Source organism: Bacillus cereus, from assembly GCF_002567495.1.
Taxonomy (GTDB): domain Bacteria; phylum Bacillota; class Bacilli; order Bacillales; family Bacillaceae_G; genus Bacillus_A; species Bacillus_A cereus_AQ.
In genome coordinates this window covers 24,859-47,811 of sequence record NZ_NVAP01000023.1, presented here as the reverse complement: position 1 = coordinate 47,811, position 22,953 = coordinate 24,859, and the positions used below count along the sequence as shown (strand labels likewise).

Genomic DNA, 22,953 nt, shown 5'->3' with positions numbered 1-22,953 from the left:
CTATTAAAAAATGGTACTTATTATTATACACCATGTACTGGAGACTCATTTTTCATCAAATTAATTGGTACGTGAAATTATATAAACTTAACAACAATTCACAACAAAAAAACAGGAGCTCTCTAGCCCCTGTCTTCTAACACTTTCAATACTGTTTGCTTCAATATTTCTACCCCATCCATAACACAACTATGATCAAACCTCATATACGGATGGTGTAATCCAGGTTGTAGATCTGCTCCTAGTCCAAGCATGACAGCTTTTAAATGTGGTCTTTTCACTGTGTAATAATGGAAATCATCGCTTCCCGTCGTATAGAGAGGTCCCGTACATCTCTCTTCCCCATACACTTCGAGAATACCTTTACGCATAAAGCGCTCTGCTTCTTCTGAAACCTCTGCTCCTGGTGCAAGATCCATCCATTCGTATGAAGTTTTTGATCCCATCGATGCTGCTGATTCTATTACATGCTCAATCTTTTTCTTTAATTCTTCTAATAGTATATTACTCTCTGCTCTTACATCTAAACTAAAATGACCATTTCCCGGAATGATATTTAAATTATCACCACCAGCTTGGCATCTCGTCATTTTTACTGAATAGGAACTTTGCGGTGATAGCCAAATATTTTTCAAACCGATATTAATCATGGAAATGACATCAATTGCATTCACACCTTGGTGTGGTCTTGCCCCGTGTGCATCCTCCCCATGAATCATACCCTCTAAAAATCCTGCTGCTCCATGGCGAATAGATGAGGCTGCTTGTTTCAAAGATAGTTCTTCAATCGGTCTTAGATGGACGCCAAATAAGAAATCAGCATCATCTACAGCACCTTTCTCTACCATCTTTAAAGCACCATTCCCCTTCTCTTCTGCCGGCTGAAAAATAAATCTAACCGTACCACTTTTCCATCTCATATTTTTTAATTGTAAAATAAGTCCCATTACAATAGTCATATGAGCATCATGACCACACGAATGGTTTGCCTTAAATTCTCCATCTACTTCTTGCCAAAGTGCATCCATATCAGCACGAATCGCAATAACTGGATTCCCGCCTCCAATCTCAGCAATTACACCTGGGCAATCATCAAATGTTCTATATGAAATTCCTTCTTCTTTTAAAAAGTTAGTAATATACGCTGTCGTTTCATATTCTTTCCAACTTACTTCAGGGTTTTCGTGTAAATGCTGAAAAATCTCCGTTAAGCGCTCTTGTAGTTCTAATGTTTTCAACGTTCCAGTCTCCTTCCCAAATTATAAACCATCAGATTAATTATACTTATGAAAAACAGATGTTTTTATGAACATATTGAATTTTAAGAAAAAAGTCAATTATTTATTTTTAGAAACTTCAAAAGCTTACTCCGCATCTATATTACAAACTAAAATAACAAATAGAAGATTCCTTATTTTCTGTTTTTTATTGACGCTTACATATATCTTTAGTTATCATAACCTAATAAACGTCTATTTTACGACAATTCTAAAAATACAAACAAACATACGTAACAAGGAGGAAATTTATGAAAAAAGAAATACCTTTTGGAGTAGCGATTATCCCTATTATCATTACCGTTGCAGTTATGATGGTTACAATTGTTGTATTAAAACAAAGTCCTCACGTTCCACTTATTATCGGTACAACCGTTGCCTCTATTGTCGCTTGGCGTTACGGTTACAAATGGAACGATCTTGAAGAATCAATGTATAAGGGAATTCGTCTTGCATTACCCGCTATCGTCATCATTATTCTTGTTGGCTTAACAATCGGTGCTTGGATTGGCGGTGGAATCGTCGCAACAATGATCTACTACGGTTTAAAACTTTTAACTCCATCACTATTTTTAGTTTCGATTACCGTGATTTGTTCTATCGTTGCGTTAGCCATCGGTAGCTCTTGGTCTACAATGGGAACAATTGGTGTTGCTGGAATGGGAATTGGCCTAAGTATGGGAATACCAGCTCCAATGGTTGCTGGTGCCATTATTTCAGGCTCTTATTTTGGCGATAAAATGTCACCGCTTTCAGACACAACTAACTTAGCCGCAGGATTAACAAATACAGATTTATTTGCGCACATTCGTCATATGTTATTTACTACAGTTCCAGGTTTAATTATTACTCTTATCGTCTATGCTCTCTTAGGAAGAACCTTTGGTGCTAACAATATTGATGCGAAGAGCATCGATCAAACGTTACAAGTATTGCAACAAAACTTTGTTATCTCACCTTTCCTACTCATTATACCCGTAGCTGTTATGGTATTGGTCGCTAAAAAGGTCCCTGCTATACCAGCGATTCTCGTCGGAATTATTTTAGGATTCTTATCACAAGTCTTTATTCAAGGTGGTTCGGTCTCAGCATCTGTCGGTGCACTCCAGGCTGGATTTGTTATAGACACTGGAAACAAGCTAGTAGACGAACTATTTAACCGCGGTGGCCTAGATTCGATGATGAATACAGTCTCTATGACAATTGTCGCTATGACGTTCGGAGGAGTACTAGAACATACAGGTATTCTTCGCTCAATTGTAAATCAAATTTTAAAGTTAGCGAAATCAGCAAAAGGGCTTATCGCTTCTACTATCGCATCTTGCTTTGCAACAAACCTTACTTGCTCTGAACAATATATTTCAATTGTTGTCCCTTCAAGAATGTACGCAAATGCCTACACGGAAAAAGGACTACATTCAAAAAATTTATCCAGAGCATTAGAAGATGGCGGAACATTAACTTCTGTCTTCGTTCCTTGGAATACGTGCGGTGTATTTATTCTCGCAACACTTGGCGTAGGTGCATTTGAATATGCTCCTTATGCTATTTTGAATTTCATCGTACCTATTATCTCAATCATTTATGGCATAACTGGTTTCACAATTGTAAAACTATCAGACATTGAAAAAGCAGAACTACTAAAGAAACAACAGGCTCAACTAGAAGCTTAAAAATAGTGGTAAATTCAGTTCATATAGTGCGCGAGGTCGCCCTTGTTGATAGGGCATTTCCTCGCCACAAATATGAGCATACCCACAATCAACTAATTTCTTTAACAGCCTTTCTGTCGACCTTCGAGTCACTTGTAAGTACTCAGAAAGATCAGCCGCTGTAAACTTCAATGACGGATGCGATTGACTAAACTGAATGATTTTTGACAAGTTTGCCGGACTAAGCTTCGTTTCCTTCGCTATTTTCATTAATTCAGGATTATCATTTTTCAAACTTTGTACTCCCTGTTCTTTCGGGAACGGACCAAATAATTCTTTATCACTTGTTAGTATATAAAAACAGCGATCTATTGGATTATTCTTTGCAAAACCTTGAGCGATTTTAGCATTTTGCTCCGCTTCTTTCACAGTTTTTCCATAACCAAATCCAATAGCTATCGTTCCTTCTACACTCGTAAACAAGTTATCTATCGCATTTGTTTTAATAATCGATTCGATATCACCACGAGTTGTATACAAAATACATGTCATTTCATCCACTTGTTTAAATGAACCACGTAGTTCTTTTGAAATGACATCTAGTTTTTCAAGCAAACTCGTTCTTAATTCTAAAGAAGAAATAATACAAGCACCAACAGTAGCTGAATAGCTTTTTGCTAACTCAGCTTTTATTTTTGCATCTTTTAACCCATGTATAATGGATTGTGTTGGATCAATCATACGCTCTGCAGGAACACCTATTTTTTGAAGCTCGTCGTAAACAGCGTGAATACTAGTTAAAGCTAAACGGGCCTCTCCAGATTGATATTTGGCTACATGAAAATCGATAACTCTATTTATTTCATCTTTACTCCACAGCATATTTTCATAATCCAATACTTGCGGACTTTCTTTTATACCAATATCCTGGAACACATTTGTAATAAAGGAGCTGTCTACTAAATCGATGGAAATGTTATGTGGTTGAATATCTTGATGATACATGACAGAAAGAATTGAAGATGCGACTGTCGTCTCGTCTTGCTGTAAGTATGTACTTGGAATTCGTAATTGTTCTCTCATTTCTTTTGCCATATAATAAGGTAAAGCACCTGAGAAAAAGATGACATCACAAGGCTTTAGACGCTTTAATAGTTCAGAAGATTCTGCCGGATGAAGGTAAATGTATGGATCAATTTCTATTTCTTCTAATTTATGAGCAATAGGAAAAAGGTTCTCCATAAACTCCTTTGAACCGACAACTGCAATTTTTATCATCATTTTCTCTAACTCCTTATTATTAATTAACGACTATTTAACGTCAACTATATCAAATGTACAAAACTATTGTAAACAGGAAGGGGTTTCTATTCAATGAAAATTACAGCTATTCATCTTTACGCAATTCGTTTACCGCTTCGCAATCCGTTTGTTATTAGTTATGGTTCTTATTCCGATATGCCTTCTATTATCGTCAAAATGGAAACAGACGAAGGTATTATCGGTTACGGTGAAAGCGTTGCTGATGATCACGTCACAGGTGAATCATGGGAAAGTACTTTCTATACTTTAAAACATACGCTAGCTCCTGCTCTAATTGGGCAAAATCCAATGAATATCGAAAAAATACACGACATGATGGACAATACAATTTACGGTGTTCCAACAGCGAAAGCCGCAATTGATATTGCTTGTTTTGATATAATGGGCAAAAAACTAAATCAACCTGTATATCAATTAATTGGCGGGCGTTACCATGAAGAATTCCCTGTCACTCACGTCTTAAGTATTGCCGATCCTGAAGATATGGCTGAAGAAGCTGCTTCTATGATTCAAAAAGGTTACCAATCTTTCAAAATGAAAGTGGGTACGAATGTAAAAGAAGATGTAAAACGTATTGAAGCTGTACGAGAACGTGTAGGAAATGACATCGCTATTCGCGTTGATGTAAACCAAGGCTGGAAAAATAGCGCAAACACATTAACTGCACTGCGTTCATTAGGACATTTAAACATTGACTGGATTGAACAACCTGTTATTGCGGACGATATTGATGCAATGGCTCATATTCGTTCTAAAACAGACCTCCCTCTTATGATTGATGAAGGATTAAAAAGTTCTCGTGAAATGCGCCAAATTATTAAATTAGAAGCTGCTGATAAAGTGAATATAAAACTAATGAAATGCGGCGGCATATATCCAGCTATAAAGCTCGCTCATCAAGCAGAAATGGCTGGTATTGAATGCCAAGTGGGATCAATGGTCGAATCATCTGTTGCCTCTTCCGCAGGATTCCATGTCGCTTTCTCAAAAAAAATCATTACGAGCGTTGAACTTACAGGACCATTAAAATTCACGAAAGACATCGGAAACTTACATTACGATGTACCATTCATTCGCTTAAACGAAAAGCCGGGACTCGGCATTGAAATAAACGAAGATACACTACAAGAACTAACCGTCTTTCAAGACGTTGTACGCTAAAGGAGGACTATCACATGACGGTTCTATATGAAGGCACATTAAAACAAAATAACGAATCATTTCACGTTACATTACTATCACTAGAGCACATCAAACAAATTTTATCACTACAAAACGTCATAGTTGAAGCACTAGAAGATAAAAGTCGTTTACAACCACTCTCACTAGAAGAATTTCAATACATTCTAGAAGGAAACGGCATGATGATCGGTGCTTTTATCGAAAACGAACTCATCGCATTTCGCGCCCTACTCGTCCCTCCTATCGATGATGAACATTTAGGGATCGATATTGGTTTGCCAGAAAGTGAACTACACCGCGTAATCTATCAAGAAATCTCAAATGTTCATCCGAACTGCCGAGGAAATGGTATGCAAAAAATATTAGCAAACGTCATCATGGACGAATTGCAAAAAGAAGATAGCAAATACGATTATGTATGCTGTACGGTCGCACCTTTTAACATTCCGAGTTTGAAAGATAAGTTTGCGCAAGGGATGGAGATTGCTGCATTGAAGGAGAAGTATGGCGGGAGTATGCGGTATGTTTTTGTGAAGGAATTGCGCGAAGATAAAGAAAGAGATTGGATAGATGTTCAAAGTATTCTAATGAGTGATGCTAGTGGACAGCGGGCGTTACTTTCGGAAGGGTATCGTGGGTATGAGATGGAGAAAGTGGATGGGGATTTTGTTGTGATGTTTGGACGCTAATCTATATACTCGAAAAGAGGAGATGTCCCTTGTGACATCTCCTCTTTTCGATTTGTTGAACAATCCTGTAGTAAATGAAATTATATCAACGATTTTTCGAATATATCTATCAAAACTCACAATATATCAACGATTCGACAAGAAATATCGATTTACCGACAAAAATCGATATCCCTTCCTAAACCGTCATCTTCCAACTAGATAACGCTAACCAGTTCTCCATTTCCTTATAATCAGGCATTATCTTCCCAACAAGACGCCAAAAAGAGCGATCATGATTTAAATGAACCATATGACACATTTCATGAACAACTACATAGTCAATTACTCTCTGTGGTGCCATCGCTAACTTCCAATTGAATGTTAGCTGTAAATTTGAGTCACAAGTTCCCCACGTGCGGCTACTATCTGTAATACGTATGGAACGTGGTTTTGTCTTAAAGTTACTTTGATGCGCTTTAATACTCTTCTCTACTAAAGTTTTACACTGCTTATAATAAAATCGTTTTAAAGCTTGCTGTATTTTCTCATCCTTGAGCTCTTTCACATAAATATGTAGCTTATCTCCTTCAAACACCGCATTGTCTTGCGTAATACTGGCATCTTTGGAAATCTGTATCGGATACGTATTCCCTAAATACAAAAAGCCCTCTCCTTGATCATAATCCTTTTCCTGTGGTCCATGCGCTCGCTCCTGCATTTCCTTACGTGTTGTCTGAATCCAATCCCACTTCTCCTCTAGCAACTGGACTAAGTATTCAACAGGTGTCCCTTTCGGAGCTTGTATTTCCACATTTCCATAGGAATCCACAAAAAGACGCACGGACTTTTTCTTCTTATAAGTTATATGAAAATTAATTGTCTCACCTAAATATGTATGTACCATTTCATCACCTAACGTATTATTTTACAAATAAAAAAGAGTAGGATACAAACGTCCTACTCTACCTATTATATCATTTACTGCTTTAACGAACTCATTATCCTCTATACTTTACAGCTAATCCTTTAATGAAATTCCTTGCGTATCTATCGCCGCACTCTTTGTAATTTTTATGGCCTTTTTTTCTTAACAGAGCGCCTAACTCTCCTTTTGTTACCGTAACGCCTACGCTATCTAATATATCAAGTACATCTTCACTCGTTAAAGATAGTGCAATTTTCATTTTCTTTAGAAGAAGGTTATTAGCACTCTCTTTGCTTTGTACAGGTGCTGGTTGCCCTGGTTTCGGATCTTGCTTTCCTCTTTTCAAAGTAATAAATCCATTTAAAAACGCCTCTAACATCATCATATCGCATGTTTTTACGTACTCATCTTCGATTACATCCGCATCTTCGGCTTCATGCTGCGGAGCTCTCTTTATTTTTGTAAGCATATCAACTACGTCTTCTTTTGTTACTTCCATCCCGCCAAGTTTAAAGATTTCCACCATATCTATATCTCTTATATCTAAAGCGTATCGTACTCTTTTTAATATATCGTTGTTGCTCATTGCCATTGGGTTTCCTCCTGAAATGTTGATTATAGTAATGCTTTTAGCATGTGTAAACTAATGTCGTTAAGTTACTACTTTAACATTTTAGGGGGAGGTTTTGTAGTCTTAACCAAATTAATGATTATAGAGGCTATACTACAATCCAAGTAATAATTTGATTCTATAGAAGGGTTTCAATAACTTTTCGGTTCATTTTTTCTTAGTTCATTAGATCTACGTTCTAGTTTAGATTTGTTAACTAAAAAAGCAGTGCTTTGATTTCTCAATACACTGCTCGTCTCTTACATTGTTATATTTCTTCTGTCAAACTAGGCAAACTAGAGTTTATGGGTTTCGATGAATTTTATCTATATAGGAGACTATTGCATATCATAAATTAGCCACTTTCCGTCAACTTTCTTCAAATCAATAGTAATATTGTCAGGATTGGGGCCGTATAAAGGTTTTGGAGAGATATCTATCGTAACTTTTAATTTTGCTCTATCTCCAACTTTTTTTTCTTCTATATTCAATATATTTATTGAAGCATTTTTTGGAATTCCAATCCTTTTTCCAGCTTCTACATCCCACGGGAGGCTCGGATGTATATACTCACCTGCTTTATTTAAATCTCTTGATTCAAGAGCTTTAAAAAAGCCTTTCACTGTTTCTTGTGGATTATTATTTTGAATTAGAACGTTAACTAATATAACTATAAACACAATCCCAATTATCCACACGTACCAAGGAGATTTTTTTGCAATTCTTATTAATTTTATGTTTTTATCATTCCTATTTTTGGGCATATTATCGTTATGGAATTCTCCATTATCAAATAGTTCTTCTGATTCATCCAAATTTATTCTCTCTGTACCACAATTAGTACAGTATTTATCTGTCTTCAATAATTTCTTATTACATTTAGTGCAATTCATTATTTCATTTCTCCCTGCCCTATTATTAAAATCAAATCCCCAAAGTTTCACATATTTAATTTTCTATTATTTTCAATTTTTTTGATGTAGTAGCATTAAAATTACCTGATGAATCCAATTCTGTATGATAGATATACGTTTTGACTCTAAAATTTTTATGTGGAAACTTTTTATTTACAGCACTTACCACTAAATTGTTAATTTCATTTCCAATTTTCACAGCTTCTTCTACCGTAGACTTATTATCAACTCGAACTTTTATCGGAAAATCAGCTGTATAATACATATTGGGATTATCATACAGCGTTGCTTGAAATAAAAATGGGGCTAATCCGGTTTGTTCAATAAGTAAATCCTTCGTATCATAAACTTTTATATTTGCAATATTCTTTCCTACTTCCGATCCTGCCTCTGCATCAAAGGGTTCTAATTTCTCGTTAGCAACGCTTGTTTCATTTCCTACCGCCTTACCCTTATAATTCATTTCAATAAATTTCACATTACCATCCCGGTCACAATCCAACCAAACAGTACCTTCTTTATTTTTGAAAGCCCCATCCACACTTACAGATATGGTACCGCCCCCAGTTCCTGAAAACTTCTCAATCTGCACACTTTCCGCATCATTTCCTCGAACATCATATTTTGCATACCCTTCCGCCTCAGTGCCTTCTGATTCAATTTTAGTACCTAACATAATATCAAGACCTAATAATTTGAAGGCATCCTTATACTTCAAATCTTTTGGCTCTAATAATTCAATCTTAATATGATTAATAATTTTCCCATCACTTTCAAATGTATATTTAGCATAATTATCTACATATAACCATCTAGTTTCCTCTTTTGTTCTTGGGGATGAAAGCGTTTTTTCTAAATCTTCAAGTCGATAAGTTTTTTTTAGGTACATTGCTATTCCACTTAAATTTGAAGTCGAAATATCATTGCTCTCATTCGTCATAATTTTCTTCTCATCTTGCTTAACATTTTGGCTTACTTCTTTTGTTGGTACTGATTCTGTTGATTTTTGACAACCCGATGTAATTAATCCTGCTGTAAGTAAAGCTATTAATACTTTCTTCATAATTTCCCTCCAATTAAAATAAAAAAATTCTGGTAGCTCCTATAAGAAAACATCTTCAAATCAGAAGAAAATTCCACAGTACTCTAAAATTATTATAGAATATTTAAAAATAACTATTATTCAAAAGATCTTCATACCAATACTAAATAATTAACCTTATAAATTATGTCGAAAGAAGTCGAAAAACAATATTTTTATAATCGGAAATTTAAATTTAATTCTTCCGCTGTTAAATTATTTAATTTGAACATAAAATAGGACCCCCTTACATGCATTCTGCATGTAAGGAGGTCCTATTTAGATAAAAATCATACATTTTCTTAACTTGATGGCCATGCTCAAATAAAGGGATTTTTTATTTCTGTCTATTATTCAGATTACATTTCATATCTCGATAGAGCCTATTGTACTCTACTCCAGCTCTTGTCAATTTTCCCCTTACGAGTATTCGTTAGTTCATTATATTCTCAAAGACTTCTTCTTTCAGCAAGCAGACTGTATCAACAAAAAAAGTTACATTCACAAAAAAACTCAAAACTAAATAAAATAACTACCCACAAATTAATACAATCCATTTCCCTCTATCTTCAAAGTATTACACCGTCTCACTATCCTGAGCCACACCAACACTATCCTCAAACTTATCCAACAACGCACGCACCTCATCCGTCGACTTCGTACTCATCAATTGATTTCTCAATTCAGCAGCTCCAGGGAAGCCTTTTACATAAATTTTGAAGAAGCGATGAAGTCCTGTGATTGAGCGTGGCAGTACTTCTGCATATTGATCTTGAAGATCAAGTTGTAGTCTTAAAAGATCTAGATGTTCTTTACTGCTATGCTCTCTTGGCTCTTTTTCAAACGCAAATGGATTTTTAAAGATGCCTCGTCCAATCATTACGCCATCAATACCGTATTTTTCAGCAAGTTCCAGCCCCATTTTACGATCAAGGATGTCCCCATTGATTGTTATTAACGTATTGGGTGCAATGCGATCACGTAATTTTTTAATTTCCGGAATTAGTTCCCAGTGCGCATCTACTTGGCTCATTTCTTCTCTTGTGCGTAAATGAATCGAAAGGTTTGCAATATCTTGTTCGAAAATATGAGTTAACCAATCTTCCCACTCGCTTAATTCTTTAAATCCAAGTCGTGTTTTTACGCTGACAGGTAGTCCGCCCGCTTTTGCGGCTTGAATTAGTTCTGCCGCAACGTCTGGACGTAGAATAAGGCCACTACCTTTTCCTCTTGATGCTACGTTCGGTACTGGGCAACCCATATTAATATCGATACCTTTAAATCCTAGCTCTGCCATACCGATACTCATTTGACGGAAGTATTCAGGATTATCTCCCCAAATATGTGCTACCATCGGTTGTTCATCTTCTGTAAAAATCAAACGGCCACGTACACTTTTCATACCTTCTGGATGGCAATAGCTATCCGAGTTTGTAAACTCTGTGAAAAATACATCTGGGCGACCAGCTTCACTTACTACGTGACGGAAAACAACGTCTGTCACATCTTCCATTGGTGCAAGTACGAAAAATGGTCGTGGTAATTCACGCCAAAAATTATCTATCATTTCAAATTCAAATCCTCTCACTATGAATACAATTTCAAAATCTCAATTTATAATTTGTAAAAATCAGCAATATTTATTTTAACTAAAATCGTTGCTGATTGGTATTTTTATAAACCAAAAAGCAGATGATATAGAGTTTTTCTATATCAACTGCTTTCCTATTATACTAACTTAAGCCAAGCCACACACTCTACGTGAGTTGTATGCGGGAACATATCAACAGGTTGTACTTCCTGTGTTTTATATCCGCCTTCTTCTAGTACTTTTAAGTCACGTGCTAATGTTGCTGGGTTACATGATACGTATACGACGCGGTTTGGCTTCATGTCGATGATTGTGTTTAGTAATGCTTCATCACAGCCTTTACGCGGTGGATCTACGACCATTGTGTCGGCGATTACGCCTTCTTTGTACCATTTTGGAATAACTACTTCAGCTTCTCCTACGCCAAATTCAGCGTTTGTCATATTGTTTAGTGCCGCGTTTCGGTTTGCGTCTTCAATTGCTTCTGGGACGATTTCAACGCCGTACACTTTTTTCGCTTTTTGCGCTAGGAATAACGAGATTGATCCGATTCCGCAATAGGCATCGATTACTGTTTCGTTACCATTTAATTTTGCGTATTCTAACGTTTTATCGTATAGCACTTTCGTTTGTTCTGGGTTTACTTGATAGAATGAACGTGCTGAAATCGCAAATTTAATGTCACCGATAAAGTCATAAATATATTCTGATCCGTATAGTACTGTCGTTTTGTCCCCGAAAATTACGTTTGTACGCTTCGTATTTACGTTTTGAACGATTGATTTTACTTCTGGGAATTTCGCTGCAATTTCTTCAATGATTGCTTTTTTGTTTGGCAATTCCGCTGTACGCGTAATGAAGACAAGCATAATTTCCCCTGTTACTTGTCCGTAACGAGCCATTATGTGACGAAGTGTTCCTTTGTTACGCTCTTCGTTATACGCAGTGATACCGTGCTTTTCACAAATACGTTTTACTTCTTGAATTAATGTATCGTTTTCTTCAGCCTGAATTAAGCATGATTCCATATTAATGATGTCATGCGTTCCTTGGCGATAGAAACCAGCTACAAGTCCGCCTTCACGTTCTCCGATTGGTACTTGTGCTTTATTACGGTATACCCACGGATTTTTCATGCCAAGTACAGGATGAACAGGAACATCACCTAGTCCTCCGATGCGTTGCATAACGTCACGTACTTGTTTTTCTTTCGCTTGTAATTGTCCTTCATATGTTAAGTGCTGAAGCTGGCAACCGCCGCACTGGTTATATACCGGGCATTCTGCATCTTTACGATATGGACTTTCTGTATGAAGCTTCATTAAACGACCAAATGCGAAGTTTTTCTTCACTTTAATAATTTTAATTTGCGCTTCTTCACCTGGTAATCCGTTTTTAACGAAAATAGGATAGCCCTTTACTTTCGCAACACCGGCACCATCATGTGTTAAATCTTCAAATACTACATCTATAAACTCGTTTTTCTCAACTGGTGGCGTCATTTTAGTACTCATTTTCCGACCTCTCTTTTTCATAACACTGCGTTACATTTTATCATACTTATATGGTCTTTTTCTATTGGAAGAAAAAAAGCTATTGACGATACTTCTCTGTTAATGTTACGCTACTACTAATTTAATACGGACGATGTTACCTCATATATACTTGATAATATGGATCGAGAGTTTCTACCCGGCAACCTTAAATTGCTGGACTATGGGGAAAACTAATGAATATTAGCCTATGCGCAAAAAAGGACTCATATTGATTAGCTTTCTCTCATAGATGAAAGTGAATCCATATGGGTCTTTTTTTATTTTTATTTTTCTAAAAGGTCAGACATCTTACGTATGACATAAAACCTCGTTCTTTTATTTTTAGTAATATAACGAGCGTTTTATGTACAAACTTTATACGAACTTCTGAAAGGGGCAACTACATGCAATATGTAATGAGCATTATCGGTATTATTGCCGTGTTAGGTTTATGTTTTGCTTTGTCAAACAACAAAAGTAAAATCAACTTCCGTGCAATTGCAATTATGATTGGTTTCCAAATTTTAATCGGTTGGTTTATGTTTGCTACAAAGGTTGGTCAACAAATCATTATTTTCATTAGTAAAGTTTTCAACAAACTAATTAAACTTGGTACGACAGGTGTCGATTTTCTCTTTAATGGAATTCACAGAGATTTTGTCTTTTTCTTAAACGTATTATTAATTATCGTATTTTTCTCAGCACTACTTTCAATCTTTAGTTATTTAGGTGTTTTACCATTCATCGTTCGTGTTGTCGGCGGTGCAATTTCAAAAATTACTGGTTTGCCACGCGTTGAGTCATTCCACGCAGTAAACTCTGTATTCTTCGGTTCAAGTGAAGCGTTAATCGTTATTAAAAACGATTTACAGCATTTCAATAAAAACCGTATGTTTATCATTTGTTGTTCTGCGATGAGCTCCGTTTCTGCTTCTGTTACAGCATCATACGTAATGATGTTAGATGCAAAATACGTACTAGCAGCTCTTCCGCTAAACTTATTCTCAAGCTTAATCGTTTGTTCGTTATTAACACCAGTTGATACGAAAAAAGAAGATGAAGTGATTCAAAAATTTGATAGAACTCTATTCGGAGACAGCTTTATCGGCGCAATGATTAACGGTGCGCTTGATGGTTTAAAAGTAGCTGGTATCGTTGCCGCATTAATGATCGCCTTTATTGGTGTAATGGAAGTTGTAAACTACGTAATTAGTGCAGCTTCAGGCGCAATGGGACATGCTGTTACTTTACAACAAATCTTCGGTTATATACTTTCTCCATTCGCATTCTTAATGGGTATTCCAACTCAAGATATTATCCCAGCCGGTGGTATTATGGGTACGAAGATTGTTTTAAATGAGTTTGTAGCAATCCTTGATTTAAAAGACACAGCTACAACATTAGCTCCACGTACAGTTGGAATCGTTACAGTATTCTTAATTAGTTTCGCAAGTATTAGCCAAATTGGTGCAATCGTTGGTACAATCCGTGCCCTTTCTGAAAAACAAGGAAGCGTTGTTTCAAAATTTGGTTGGAAAATGCTATTTGCATCAACACTTGCTTCTATTTTATCTGCGACAATCGCTGGATTGTTTATTTAATAAAAAATCACCTTTGCTTAGACAGCAAGGTGATTTTTTATTATCATCATTTAAGAAACTGAAGAAAACTCTAATGCCTCTTCCTTATTAATAATTTCCCCCTTATATTTACCTTTCACCGAAATATCAATAATTGATTTATTTTCTGCTTCCATTTTCCCTAAAGAAAATACATATATTAAGTCATCTTTTTTTAACATCCATTGTTTTCCGTGCCAAGGACCAGTTAAATTCTGTTCTGGTGACGCCAGTATTTCTCCAAAATATTCACATTCGCCTAGAGATGTTTTTACTGTATTCTTCTTCGTATCAATAACTACATATTTAAGGAGCTTTATACTTTCACTTGAAAAAATCTCTACTTCATGATCATTTTTTTTCTTAAATTTCAGCTTTCCATCTTTTGTATTAACCAATTTACTTTGATCAATTGCATTTAGTACAAACTCATACTCTTCTTTTGTAACACCGAAATTAGGATGATATGGAAAACTTTTTTTCTCTGCATGCTCTTCTACATATTTTAAATACCATTCCATATTACTCGCTAGATGTTCTCTCATTCTTTGACCAATACTCCCTACCTTTTTAAGAGTATCTGGATCCATCTCAAGTGTCATAATATCCGCCGTTACTTCCGCATTCATAAGATGCGGTGGAATATACTCTTCCACACTATTCGCTTTACTCACTTCACTTTGACAACCAACTATAAATAGCGATATGAAAAAGATATATATTATTTTTTTATATTTCATTTCTGTTCTCCACTCCATACATTATTCTTACTCAGTTTTATAGCGGCTTTTATTATAGTATAAAATCTCTATATTTTAATAAAATCCGTATTCATATGCAAAATTGCATATGAATACGGATTCCTCTTACTTTAAAATTAGCTTAAATCACTTTCCAAATTATACAAACAACAATTGTTAAATGTTATAATTTGTAAAAAAATAATTGGAGGACTTTATGAAAATTCATGCCCTTGCCGATTTCTTACATTTACTAGTCTTGACCCTGAAAAGCTATTATGTATGGGGAATGCCTATCTATGTCTTCATTATTCCTCTTATCTTTGTAGTCGGTTATATTATTATTAATTCTAATAAGAAACAAAAAAACACATCTATTCAAAGTCACTAATCTATTACCTTATTAGCCTCCTAAAAATCATATTCCCCTCATTTTCTTCAAATGATATGATGAACAAGGGTATATCCCCACCACTCTTATAGCGGTGGGGATTTTAATGTAAATATGCAACATACTACACAATAGAAGGTGATTTTATGAGAAAATACGCAGCAATTGCTTTATGTACGTCTGCCATTTTAGCAGGCTGTAATACTAACAATGTAAGTCCAGAACCTAAAAAAGAGAAAACGGCTCAAGGGATTAACAAACAAGAAGAGACTGTGCAAGAACAAGTTAAAATCTCATATAATGCAATTACACACGAATCTACAAACACAAGTATTCATATTACAGACATAAAAGATTCTTTAAATGAAGTACAATATAAAATTTGGCGCACAGCTGACGGAAAGGAACGTGCTAAATCTTTTTCTTCTAAAGAAAAGGAGAAACAATTTACACTTCCTTTTGATATAAAAGAATTTGAAGGAAAACGCGGTGAGTTCCAAATTGAAGCAGCAGGAATAAAAGAAGATGGGAAAACAATCCCGCTTACGAAATCTACTATTACTTTCGAACAAAAAGTTCCCGTTCTTATGTATCATGCAATTGATGATTATCATGGTCAAGGTATTAAAGACTTATTCGTATCACCCGCTAACTTTGAAGCACAAATGAAATATTTAAAAGAAAACGGTTATACGTTGTTAACGTTTGAACGCTGGGGCGATATAAATAAAGTGAATAAACCGATTTTCGTTACATTTGATGACGGTATGAAAAATAACATGAATGCATTTCGCGTTTTACAAAAACTAAAAGATGATACTTTTAAACCGGCAGCAACAGAATATATGATTGTTGATAACGTTGATGTAGAAGGAGCCTTGTCTACTTTTGAAATAAAAGAAATGGTTGATTCCGGCATTTTCTCCGTGCAATCTCATACTGCCACACATGCGGACTTGCCGAAAATTACAAACTATGAGGAAGAGTTAAAAGGTTCAAAAGAAAAACTGGAAAAAATAACAGGTAAGCCTGTTATCGCAATTGCTTATCCATTCGGTCATGTAGATGATAAGGTTGTTGCAGAAACGAAGAAGTATTATCAATTTGCAACGACAACAAAGCCTGGGCAATTCATTACGAAAGGTGAACCTGATGAATTGTTAAAGATGAAGCGCGTTCGTATACACCATACAACTACAGTTGAACAATTTGCTTCTTCCATTAAGTAAATGTGGGAGCTCAATACATTTTGAGCTCTCTTTTTGCGCTATATTTATATATATTTTTAGAATTTTCTTGTATTATATATAGTAAGAAATCTTTCAAACTAAAGGAGATTATACATATGTCATTTGAACAAACGTTAGAGAAGTATGCTGCTCTTGCAGTTAATGTTGGTGTTAATATTCAACCAGGACAAACTTTATCAATCAGCGCACCTCTTGAAGCTGTACAATTTGTACGCCTCGTTACAGAAAAAGCATATAAATCTGGTGCAAAACACGTATATGTGGATTGGAATGATGAGACGTTAACACGCTTGAAGTTCGATCTAGCTCCTGAAGAAGCTTTCGCTGAATTCCCTTCTTGGAAAGCACATGCTCGTGAAGAATTAGCAAAAGAAGGCGCTGCATTTATGTCTATCTATGCAGAAAACCCTGATTTATTAAAAGGTGTAGAAGCGACACGTATCGCAACAGCTCATAAGGTAGCTGGTGAAGCAATGAAAGTATACCGTGATTACGTACAAGCCGATAAAGTAAGCTGGTGTGTAATTTCTGTTCCTACGAAAGAATGGGCTGCGAAAGTATTCCCTGACGTAGCGCCAGAAGAACAAGAAGCAAAGCTATGGGATGCTATTTTCAAAGCTACTCGTGCTGATTTAGAAAATCCTGTAGAAGCATGGAAAGAACATGATGAAACATTACATACAAAAGTGGATTACTTAAACGAAAAGCATTATAAAGCTCTTCACTATACAGGTCCTGGAACAGATTTAACAATCGAACTTCCAGAAAAGCATATATGGGCTGGTGCTGGTAGCTTAAATGAAAAGAACGTACCATTTATGGCTAATATTCCAACTGAAGAAGTATTTACAATGCCACTTAAAACAGGTGTAAACGGCCAAGTTTCTAGCACAAAACCATTAGTATTCGCAGGTAATATTATCGATAATTTCACGTTAACATTTGAAAACGGACGTATCGTAGACTACAAAGCAGAAGCTGGTGAAGAAGCTTTAAAACATTTAGTAGAAACAGATGAAGGTTCTCACTTCTTAGGAGAAGTAGCTTTAGTACCTCATGACTCACCAATTTCAAACACAAATGTTTTATTCTACAATACACTATTTGACGAAAATGCATCTTGCCACCTTGCGATTGGAAATGCTTACGCATTTAACTTAGTTGGCGGAAAAACAATGTCTAAAGAAGAACTTGCTGAAAACGGCGCAAACGCTAGTATCACACACAACGACTTCATGATTGGATCAGCTGAACTTGATATTGACGGTATTACAGCTGATGGCAGACATGAGCCAATTTTCCGTAAAGGTAACTGGGCGTTTTAATAAAGTGAAACTTTAATCAGCCCTCACCAATCGGGCTTTTACGGGCAGCCCGATCCCCCACCTAACTTCTTTGCTTTCGCTGAATTTTGAGGTGGTGGTCTTACTGCCCGGCAAATAGCGGGATAAAAGTAAAAGGCTATCTTCCACACAGGAAGATAGCCTTTTATGATGCTGATGATACTTTAAGCCCAATTACTCCTAATACGATAAAGAGAATACAAAATGCTTGGAATAAGCTAATATGCTCTTTAAAAAAGTACACACTAATGATTGTAATAAGTAATGTTCCAACTCCAGACCAAATTGCATAAGCAATACTTAAATGAATCTTTTTAACGACGATAGCAAATACACTAAAACAAATACCATAGAATACAAAAATAAGTACACTCGGAACGAGCTTTGTTAAACCATTTGATAGTTTCATTGCGATTGTTCCAGCTACTTCAAAAATAATTGTAACAAGTAATAATAGCCAATATACCATACTAGAATCTCCTTCTCTGTTACCTTATAGAGATTCTAGTATACTACTTATAGTCCTAATGAAATATATTTAATTTCTAAATATTCCTCGATACCGAAATGGCCTCCTTCACGGCCAATACCACTTTCTTTAAAGCCACCAAATGGGGCTTGTGCAACTGACGGAAGACCGTCATTTAGACCAATAATACCGTACTCTAGCGCCTCGCTAATTTGGAAGGCTTGACTAATATCCTTCGTGAAAATATACGCTGCTAAACCGTATGGTGTATTATTTGCACGTTCGATTACTTCTTCAACGGTTTTAAATTTCGCAACAGGGGCAACTGGCCCAAATGTTTCTTCATTCATACAAAGCATCGTATCATTTGCCAATCCAATGACAGTCGGTTGAATGAAGTGCCCGTCTAACTCAGCAATTTTTTGGCCACCATATAAAACTTCTCCACCCTTTTGAATAGCGTCTTCAATATGTTCTTGTACTTTCGAAACTGCATTCTTGTCAATAAGTGGTCCTACCGTAATTCCTTCACCAAAGCCGTCCCCTACTTGTAGTTGCCCTACCACCTTTTGGAACTTCTCTACAAATACTTCGTATACGTCTTCTTGAACGAATACGCGGTTTGTACATATACACGTTTGTCCTGCATTACGGAACTTCGAACCAATCACTGCTTCTACCGCTTTATCTAAATCAGCATCATTCATTACGATAAATGGGGCGTGACCACCTAATTCTAATGAAACTTTTTTCATCGTTTGTGCGGCACTAGCCATTAATTCTTTCCCAATTTCCGTTGAACCTGTAAAGGACACTTTTCGAACACGAGCATCTTCCATCCACGTATCAGCAATTGCTTTTGCACTACCTGTTACGATATTGATTACACCTTTAGGAATATCCGCTTCATGAGCTAATTCAGCTAATTTCAATGCAGTTAATGGCGTTTGACTTGCCGGTTTCACAACGGTTGTACAGCCTGCTGCAAGCGCTGGGGCTACCTTTCTCGTAATCATAGCAGCTGGGAAGTTCCAAGGTGTAATAGCTGCCATAACGCCAACTGGTTGCTTCATAACTAAAATGCGCTTATTCGGATGAGAAGCAGGAATCATTTCACCATATACGCGTTTCCCCTCTTCTGCATACCATTCAACAAAACTGTTTGCATAATTTACTTCACCAAGCGCTTCTGCAAACGGCTTTCCTTGTTCCTTCGTCATAATCGCTGCGATCTCTTCCTTATTTTCATCAATAAGTGTGAACCACTTTTTTAGCTTCGCTGCACGATCCGCTGCTGTTAATTTTGACCATGATTTAAAGGCTTCATGTGCCGCATCAACAGCTTGCTTTGCCTCTGTTACGCCGCCTTTTGGTACAGTTGCAAATATTTCCTTCGTCGCTGGATTATTTACTTCAATTTGCTCTTGTAGTGTAATCCATTCACCATTTATATACATCGCCTTTTTATCTACACTTACGAAAGTCGCCTTTTTATCCAATGTTTTCTTCCTCCTCTATGAACTTCTTAATTTTCCTAGTGGCAGCAGATTGACTAATTTGCAAAAACTCAGCTACTTTATAACTTGATCCATACGTTTTATAAGCTTTAAGAATAATATTTCTCTCTACCTCTTCCAGCATTCTATAAAGACTTTGTCCAGATTGTTCAACTGTGGCCTCTTGCAAAGATAGTGGCAAATCCTCTACCGTTACAACATCATCCACTGTAATAACAATTCTCTCAATTACATTCTCTATTTCTCTATTGTTTCCTTCCCACGGATATCCAACAAACATTTGTAACGTACTTGGCGCTAGTTTCACATCACGTCCGTACTTTTTATTAAAGTGCTGCAAGTAATGATAAATAAGTGGCAAAATATCTTCTGTTCTTTCCCTAAGCGGGGGAATTGAAATCGGAATGACATTCAGACGATAGTATAAATCTTTCCGAAATGTTCCTTGTTTCACCATCTCGCTTAAATCTCTATTTGTTGCCGCAACAATCCGAACGTCTACCTTTTTTAACTCTCTTCCGCCTATAGGGCGAAACGTTTTTTCTTGCAATACTTGCAAAAGCTTCGCTTGAATTTCAAGCGACATTTCACCAATTTCATCTAAGAAAAGAGTTCCTTTATTCGCTACTTCTAATAGCCCCTTTTTCCCTTCACGATTCGCACCTGTAAAAGATCCACCCAAATATCCAAAAAGCTCCGATTCAATTAAATTAGTTGGCAATGCCGCACAATTAATTTCATAGAAACTCTCATTCTTTCGGTGACTCATTTCATGTAAATAGCGTACTAATCGACTTTTCCCTACTCCAGTCTCACCTAAAACGAGAACAGTACTATCCACAACAGATACTTTTTTGATTGTGTCGACTATTTTTTGCATAGCTAGGCTTTTAAAAATAAGTCCTTCATGCTCATATGTTTCTCTTAATTCTTTTTTATATGTTTTTAGCTGATTATCCATTTCCTCTACCTTTTGACGTAATTGATAGAGTTCAGTAAGATCCCGAGAATAACTAATTACTCTTCTTAAATTTCCCTCATCATCAAAAACAGGCCTTGTACGAACGTGTAAATACTCTCCTGATTTTGTCGTTTGAACGAGTTCAATTGGTCTCTTTTTTTCAATTACTTCTAATGTCGCTGATGGATAAAAGATTCCATCCTTTTGTAGTTCTTTTACATGCTTACCCACCAACTCTTTGGCAGCTAGTTGATAGTGCCTTTCACATGTACTATTTACACGTACAACGATCCCCTGCTCATCTGTAACAAAAATTTCGTCAAACGCATATTCAAATACATCTTTTAAATCCATTAACACTCGTTCCTTTTCTGCAACCATCCTAGCCACCCCTAACTTCAAATCCATCGATTCACTTCACTACCTTTATTATAAGTGAATTTTCTGCATTTAATATAGAGTCAGCTAGAATGTTTGCTATTTATACTTCAGTTTTTAAACGCGCGCGATGTTTGTTTGCTCATAACAAGCTTGCAACGATTCTTCAATTATTGTTAACCCTTCTTCAAGTTGCTCATCTGTAATAACTAAAGGCATTAACACACGGATAACATTTCCATATGTTCCTGCTGATAATAAAAGTAACCCACGCTTATTTGCTTCTGCACATAGATTAGACGTTAACGTTTTGTCAGGCGCTTTCGTCTTACGATCTTGCACGACCTCGAATGCACACATTGCCCCTAACCCACGCACATCACCGATGCAATGATATTTATTTTTCATCTCTTCAAATCGGTTCATTACGACTTTTCCTAATTCTATCGCTCTATCATTTAATTTCTCTTTTTCTATTACATCAAGTACAGCTAATGCAGCCGCACATCCTAATGGACTTCCTGCATACGTTCCACCAAGTTCACCTGGTGCAGATTCATTCATAATTTCTTTACGCCCAATGACACCACTTATCGGTACACCAGCCCCTAATGATTTAGACACTGTAATTAAATCTGGAACGACATCATAATGATCAATTGCAAAATATTTTCCTGTACGACTAAAACCTGTTTGAATTTCATCCGCTACAAATAAGATGCCATGTTCTGAGCAAATGTTGCGTACTGCTTGAACAAACTTCTTACTTGGAACGATAAATCCACCTTCTCCTTGAACAGGCTCCATCACAACAGCTGCGATTGTTTCTGGTGCTACTTCTGATATGAAGAAGTTCTTAAACTCTTCAATGATGAAATCATCATACTGCTCTTCCGTTAATCCTTCTGGACGACGGTATTCGTATGGAAATGGCGCTTTATATACTTCTGGAGCAAACGGACCAAATCCAAATTTATATGGCTTCACTTTGCTTGTCATCGTCATTGTCATTAATGTACGCCCGTGGAAACCTTTAGAAAATGCGATAATACCAGGCCTCTTCGTATATTTGCGAGCGATTTTCACCGCGTTCTCAACAGCTTCTGCACCACTGTTTAAAAATAGCACTTGCTTATCAAAACTCCCTGGCGCTAATGCCGCAAGCTTTTCTGCTAACTCAATATACGGTTCATACATCATGACATTAAAGCCAGTATGAATGTATTGATCGACTTGTTTATGGAGCGCTTCTTTAACAACTGGATGACAATGCCCTACGTTAATTGTCCCGATTGCTCCTGCAAAATCAATGTACTGATTGCCATCAACATCCGTTACAAGAGCACCATCTGCAGACTGTACAAACGTTGGGATGCCGTTACTTACTCCTTTTGGTACTATATTTTGACGGCGTTCTAATAAAGATGCCGCTTTTGGCCCTGGAATTTGTTCATTTACTTTAGCAAATTTTTTTGTATTCATTGCGTACCCCATCCTTTTCTTTACATTGTTTTCTCTTCTTAT

Annotated in this window: 19 protein-coding genes and 1 riboswitch; of the genes, 6 read left to right on the top strand and 13 right to left on the bottom strand. The window is 36.4% G+C overall.

The window, feature by feature from the left end; translation table 11 throughout:
- Window positions 1-122: 122 nt before the first annotated feature.
- The gene (locus tag COK05_RS10200; RefSeq protein ID WP_098612489.1) at window positions 123-1,238 is read right to left on the bottom strand and encodes a M20 peptidase aminoacylase family protein; all 1,116 of its coding nucleotides are present in this window, start codon (window positions 1,236-1,238) and stop codon (window positions 123-125) included.
- Window positions 1,239-1,528: 290 nt separating this feature from the next.
- Here COK05_RS10200 and nhaC point away from each other — a divergent pair, with 290 nt between their 5' ends.
- A complete protein-coding gene (gene nhaC, locus COK05_RS10195) occupies window positions 1,529-2,950 on the top strand; it encodes a Na+/H+ antiporter NhaC (RefSeq protein ID WP_098612488.1) in 1,422 nt (473 codons plus the stop codon).
- Here nhaC and COK05_RS10190 read toward each other — a convergent pair.
- Window positions 2,939-4,210, bottom strand: coding sequence for a transcriptional regulator (locus COK05_RS10190; RefSeq protein WP_098612487.1), 1,272 nt, complete (start codon window positions 4,208-4,210; stop codon window positions 2,939-2,941). The two genes, nhaC and COK05_RS10190, sit on opposite strands and share 12 nt — an antisense overlap.
- A 93-nt stretch (window positions 4,211-4,303) precedes the next feature.
- On the opposite strand from COK05_RS10190, the gene COK05_RS10185 reads away from it, so the two are divergent.
- Both COK05_RS10185 and COK05_RS10180 read left to right on the top strand, forming a co-directional pair.
- On the top strand, window positions 4,304-5,413 hold the full coding sequence (locus COK05_RS10185; protein WP_098612486.1) for a mandelate racemase/muconate lactonizing enzyme family protein: 1,110 nt from the start codon (window positions 4,304-4,306) through the stop codon (window positions 5,411-5,413).
- A 14-nt stretch (window positions 5,414-5,427) separates the two neighbouring features.
- Window positions 5,428-6,123: an N-acetyltransferase gene (locus COK05_RS10180; RefSeq protein WP_098612485.1), complete on the top strand. Its 696-nt coding sequence runs from the start codon at window positions 5,428-5,430 to the stop codon at window positions 6,121-6,123.
- Window positions 6,124-6,301: 178 nt separating this feature from the next.
- Here COK05_RS10180 and COK05_RS10175 read toward each other — a convergent pair whose 3' ends face one another.
- The 6 genes from COK05_RS10175 to rlmD all read right to left on the bottom strand — a co-directional run bounded on the left by COK05_RS10175 (window position 6,302) and on the right by rlmD (window position 12,740).
- On the bottom strand, window positions 6,302-7,009 hold the full coding sequence (locus COK05_RS10175; protein WP_098612484.1) for a M48 family metallopeptidase: 708 nt from the start codon (window positions 7,007-7,009) through the stop codon (window positions 6,302-6,304).
- 94 nt (window positions 7,010-7,103) lie between these two features.
- The gene (locus tag COK05_RS10170) at window positions 7,104-7,622 is read right to left on the bottom strand and encodes a DUF1456 family protein (RefSeq protein ID WP_098612483.1); all 519 of its coding nucleotides are present in this window, start codon (window positions 7,620-7,622) and stop codon (window positions 7,104-7,106) included.
- A gap of 356 nt (window positions 7,623-7,978) precedes the next feature.
- The gene (locus tag COK05_RS10165; RefSeq protein ID WP_098612482.1) at window positions 7,979-8,533 is read right to left on the bottom strand and encodes a zinc-ribbon domain-containing protein; all 555 of its coding nucleotides are present in this window, start codon (window positions 8,531-8,533) and stop codon (window positions 7,979-7,981) included.
- Window positions 8,534-8,588: 55 nt separating this feature from the next.
- Window positions 8,589-9,617, bottom strand: coding sequence for a hypothetical protein (locus COK05_RS10160; protein ID WP_098612481.1), 1,029 nt, complete (start codon window positions 9,615-9,617; stop codon window positions 8,589-8,591).
- 595 nt (window positions 9,618-10,212) lie between these two features.
- On the bottom strand, window positions 10,213-11,202 hold the full coding sequence (locus COK05_RS10155; protein ID WP_098612480.1) for a tRNA dihydrouridine synthase: 990 nt from the start codon (window positions 11,200-11,202) through the stop codon (window positions 10,213-10,215).
- A 161-nt stretch (window positions 11,203-11,363) separates the two neighbouring features.
- Window positions 11,364-12,740, bottom strand: coding sequence for a 23S rRNA (uracil(1939)-C(5))-methyltransferase RlmD (gene rlmD / locus COK05_RS10150; RefSeq protein ID WP_098612479.1), 1,377 nt, complete (start codon window positions 12,738-12,740; stop codon window positions 11,364-11,366).
- Window positions 12,741-12,861: 121 nt separating this feature from the next.
- A riboswitch (purine riboswitch) is annotated at window positions 12,862-12,963 on the top strand.
- Window positions 12,964-13,165: 202 nt separating this feature from the next.
- Here rlmD and COK05_RS10145 point away from each other — a divergent pair.
- Window positions 13,166-14,362: a NupC/NupG family nucleoside CNT transporter gene (locus COK05_RS10145; RefSeq protein ID WP_098612478.1), complete on the top strand. Its 1,197-nt coding sequence runs from the start codon at window positions 13,166-13,168 to the stop codon at window positions 14,360-14,362.
- A 50-nt stretch (window positions 14,363-14,412) separates the two neighbouring features.
- Here COK05_RS10145 and COK05_RS10140 read toward each other — a convergent pair whose 3' ends face one another.
- Window positions 14,413-15,120 (bottom strand): hypothetical protein, encoded by a 708-nt coding sequence (locus tag COK05_RS10140; RefSeq protein ID WP_098612477.1) that lies wholly within the window; start codon window positions 15,118-15,120, stop codon window positions 14,413-14,415.
- Between the two features lie 537 nt (window positions 15,121-15,657).
- Here COK05_RS10140 and COK05_RS10135 point away from each other — a divergent pair.
- Together COK05_RS10135 and COK05_RS10130 are read left to right on the top strand one after the other, a co-directional pair.
- Window positions 15,658-16,740 carry a polysaccharide deacetylase family protein gene (locus COK05_RS10135; RefSeq protein ID WP_098612476.1) on the top strand — a complete coding sequence of 361 codons (1,083 nt, stop codon included), beginning with the start codon at window positions 15,658-15,660 and terminating at the stop codon, window positions 16,738-16,740.
- A gap of 116 nt (window positions 16,741-16,856) precedes the next feature.
- A complete protein-coding gene (locus tag COK05_RS10130) occupies window positions 16,857-18,086 on the top strand; it encodes an aminopeptidase (protein WP_098612475.1) in 1,230 nt (409 codons plus the stop codon).
- 163 nt (window positions 18,087-18,249) lie between these two features.
- Here COK05_RS10130 and COK05_RS10125 read toward each other — a convergent pair whose 3' ends face one another.
- The 4 genes from COK05_RS10125 to gabT all read right to left on the bottom strand — a co-directional run bounded on the left by COK05_RS10125 (window position 18,250) and on the right by gabT (window position 22,911).
- Window positions 18,250-18,573 carry a DMT family transporter gene (locus tag COK05_RS10125; RefSeq protein ID WP_000263262.1) on the bottom strand — a complete coding sequence of 108 codons (324 nt, stop codon included), beginning with the start codon at window positions 18,571-18,573 and terminating at the stop codon, window positions 18,250-18,252.
- A gap of 47 nt (window positions 18,574-18,620) precedes the next feature.
- The gene (gene gabD, locus COK05_RS10120) at window positions 18,621-20,072 is read right to left on the bottom strand and encodes an NADP-dependent succinate-semialdehyde dehydrogenase (protein WP_098612474.1); all 1,452 of its coding nucleotides are present in this window, start codon (window positions 20,070-20,072) and stop codon (window positions 18,621-18,623) included.
- The gene (locus tag COK05_RS10115; protein ID WP_098612473.1) at window positions 20,065-21,432 is read right to left on the bottom strand and encodes a sigma-54 interaction domain-containing protein; all 1,368 of its coding nucleotides are present in this window, start codon (window positions 21,430-21,432) and stop codon (window positions 20,065-20,067) included. Before COK05_RS10115 ends, gabD begins: the two co-directional genes overlap by 8 nt.
- Before the next feature lie 114 nt (window positions 21,433-21,546).
- Window positions 21,547-22,911: a 4-aminobutyrate--2-oxoglutarate transaminase gene (gabT, locus tag COK05_RS10110; RefSeq protein ID WP_098612472.1), complete on the bottom strand. Its 1,365-nt coding sequence runs from the start codon at window positions 22,909-22,911 to the stop codon at window positions 21,547-21,549.
- Window positions 22,912-22,953: the final 42 nt, after the last annotated feature.

Bases quoted from the DNA above. Each gene is read 5' to 3' on its own strand.
- nhaC (WP_098612488.1), top strand. From the start codon at position 1,529: ATGAAAAAAGAAATACCTTTTGGAGTAGCGATTATCCCTATTATCATT.
- COK05_RS10190 (WP_098612487.1), bottom strand. From the start codon at position 4,210: ATGATGATAAAAATTGCAGTTGTCGGTTCAAAGGAGTTTATGGAGAAC.
- COK05_RS10185 (WP_098612486.1), top strand. From the start codon at position 4,304: ATGAAAATTACAGCTATTCATCTTTACGCAATTCGTTTACCGCTTCGC.
- COK05_RS10180 (WP_098612485.1), top strand. From the start codon at position 5,428: ATGACGGTTCTATATGAAGGCACATTAAAACAAAATAACGAATCATTT.
- COK05_RS10175 (WP_098612484.1), bottom strand. From the start codon at position 7,009: ATGGTACATACATATTTAGGTGAGACAATTAATTTTCATATAACTTAT.
- COK05_RS10170 (WP_098612483.1), bottom strand. From the start codon at position 7,622: ATGGCAATGAGCAACAACGATATATTAAAAAGAGTACGATACGCTTTA.
- COK05_RS10165 (WP_098612482.1), bottom strand. From the start codon at position 8,533: ATGAATTGCACTAAATGTAATAAGAAATTATTGAAGACAGATAAATAC.
- COK05_RS10160 (WP_098612481.1), bottom strand. From the start codon at position 9,617: ATGAAGAAAGTATTAATAGCTTTACTTACAGCAGGATTAATTACATCG.
- COK05_RS10155 (WP_098612480.1), bottom strand. From the start codon at position 11,202: ATGATAGATAATTTTTGGCGTGAATTACCACGACCATTTTTCGTACTT.
- rlmD (WP_098612479.1), bottom strand. From the start codon at position 12,740: ATGAGTACTAAAATGACGCCACCAGTTGAGAAAAACGAGTTTATAGAT.
- COK05_RS10145 (WP_098612478.1), top strand. From the start codon at position 13,166: ATGCAATATGTAATGAGCATTATCGGTATTATTGCCGTGTTAGGTTTA.
- COK05_RS10140 (WP_098612477.1), bottom strand. From the start codon at position 15,120: ATGAAATATAAAAAAATAATATATATCTTTTTCATATCGCTATTTATA.
- COK05_RS10135 (WP_098612476.1), top strand. From the start codon at position 15,658: ATGAGAAAATACGCAGCAATTGCTTTATGTACGTCTGCCATTTTAGCA.
- COK05_RS10130 (WP_098612475.1), top strand. From the start codon at position 16,857: ATGTCATTTGAACAAACGTTAGAGAAGTATGCTGCTCTTGCAGTTAAT.
- COK05_RS10125 (WP_000263262.1), bottom strand. From the start codon at position 18,573: ATGGTATATTGGCTATTATTACTTGTTACAATTATTTTTGAAGTAGCT.
- COK05_RS10115 (WP_098612473.1), bottom strand. From the start codon at position 21,432: ATGGTTGCAGAAAAGGAACGAGTGTTAATGGATTTAAAAGATGTATTT.
- gabT (WP_098612472.1), bottom strand. From the start codon at position 22,911: ATGAATACAAAAAAATTTGCTAAAGTAAATGAACAAATTCCAGGGCCA.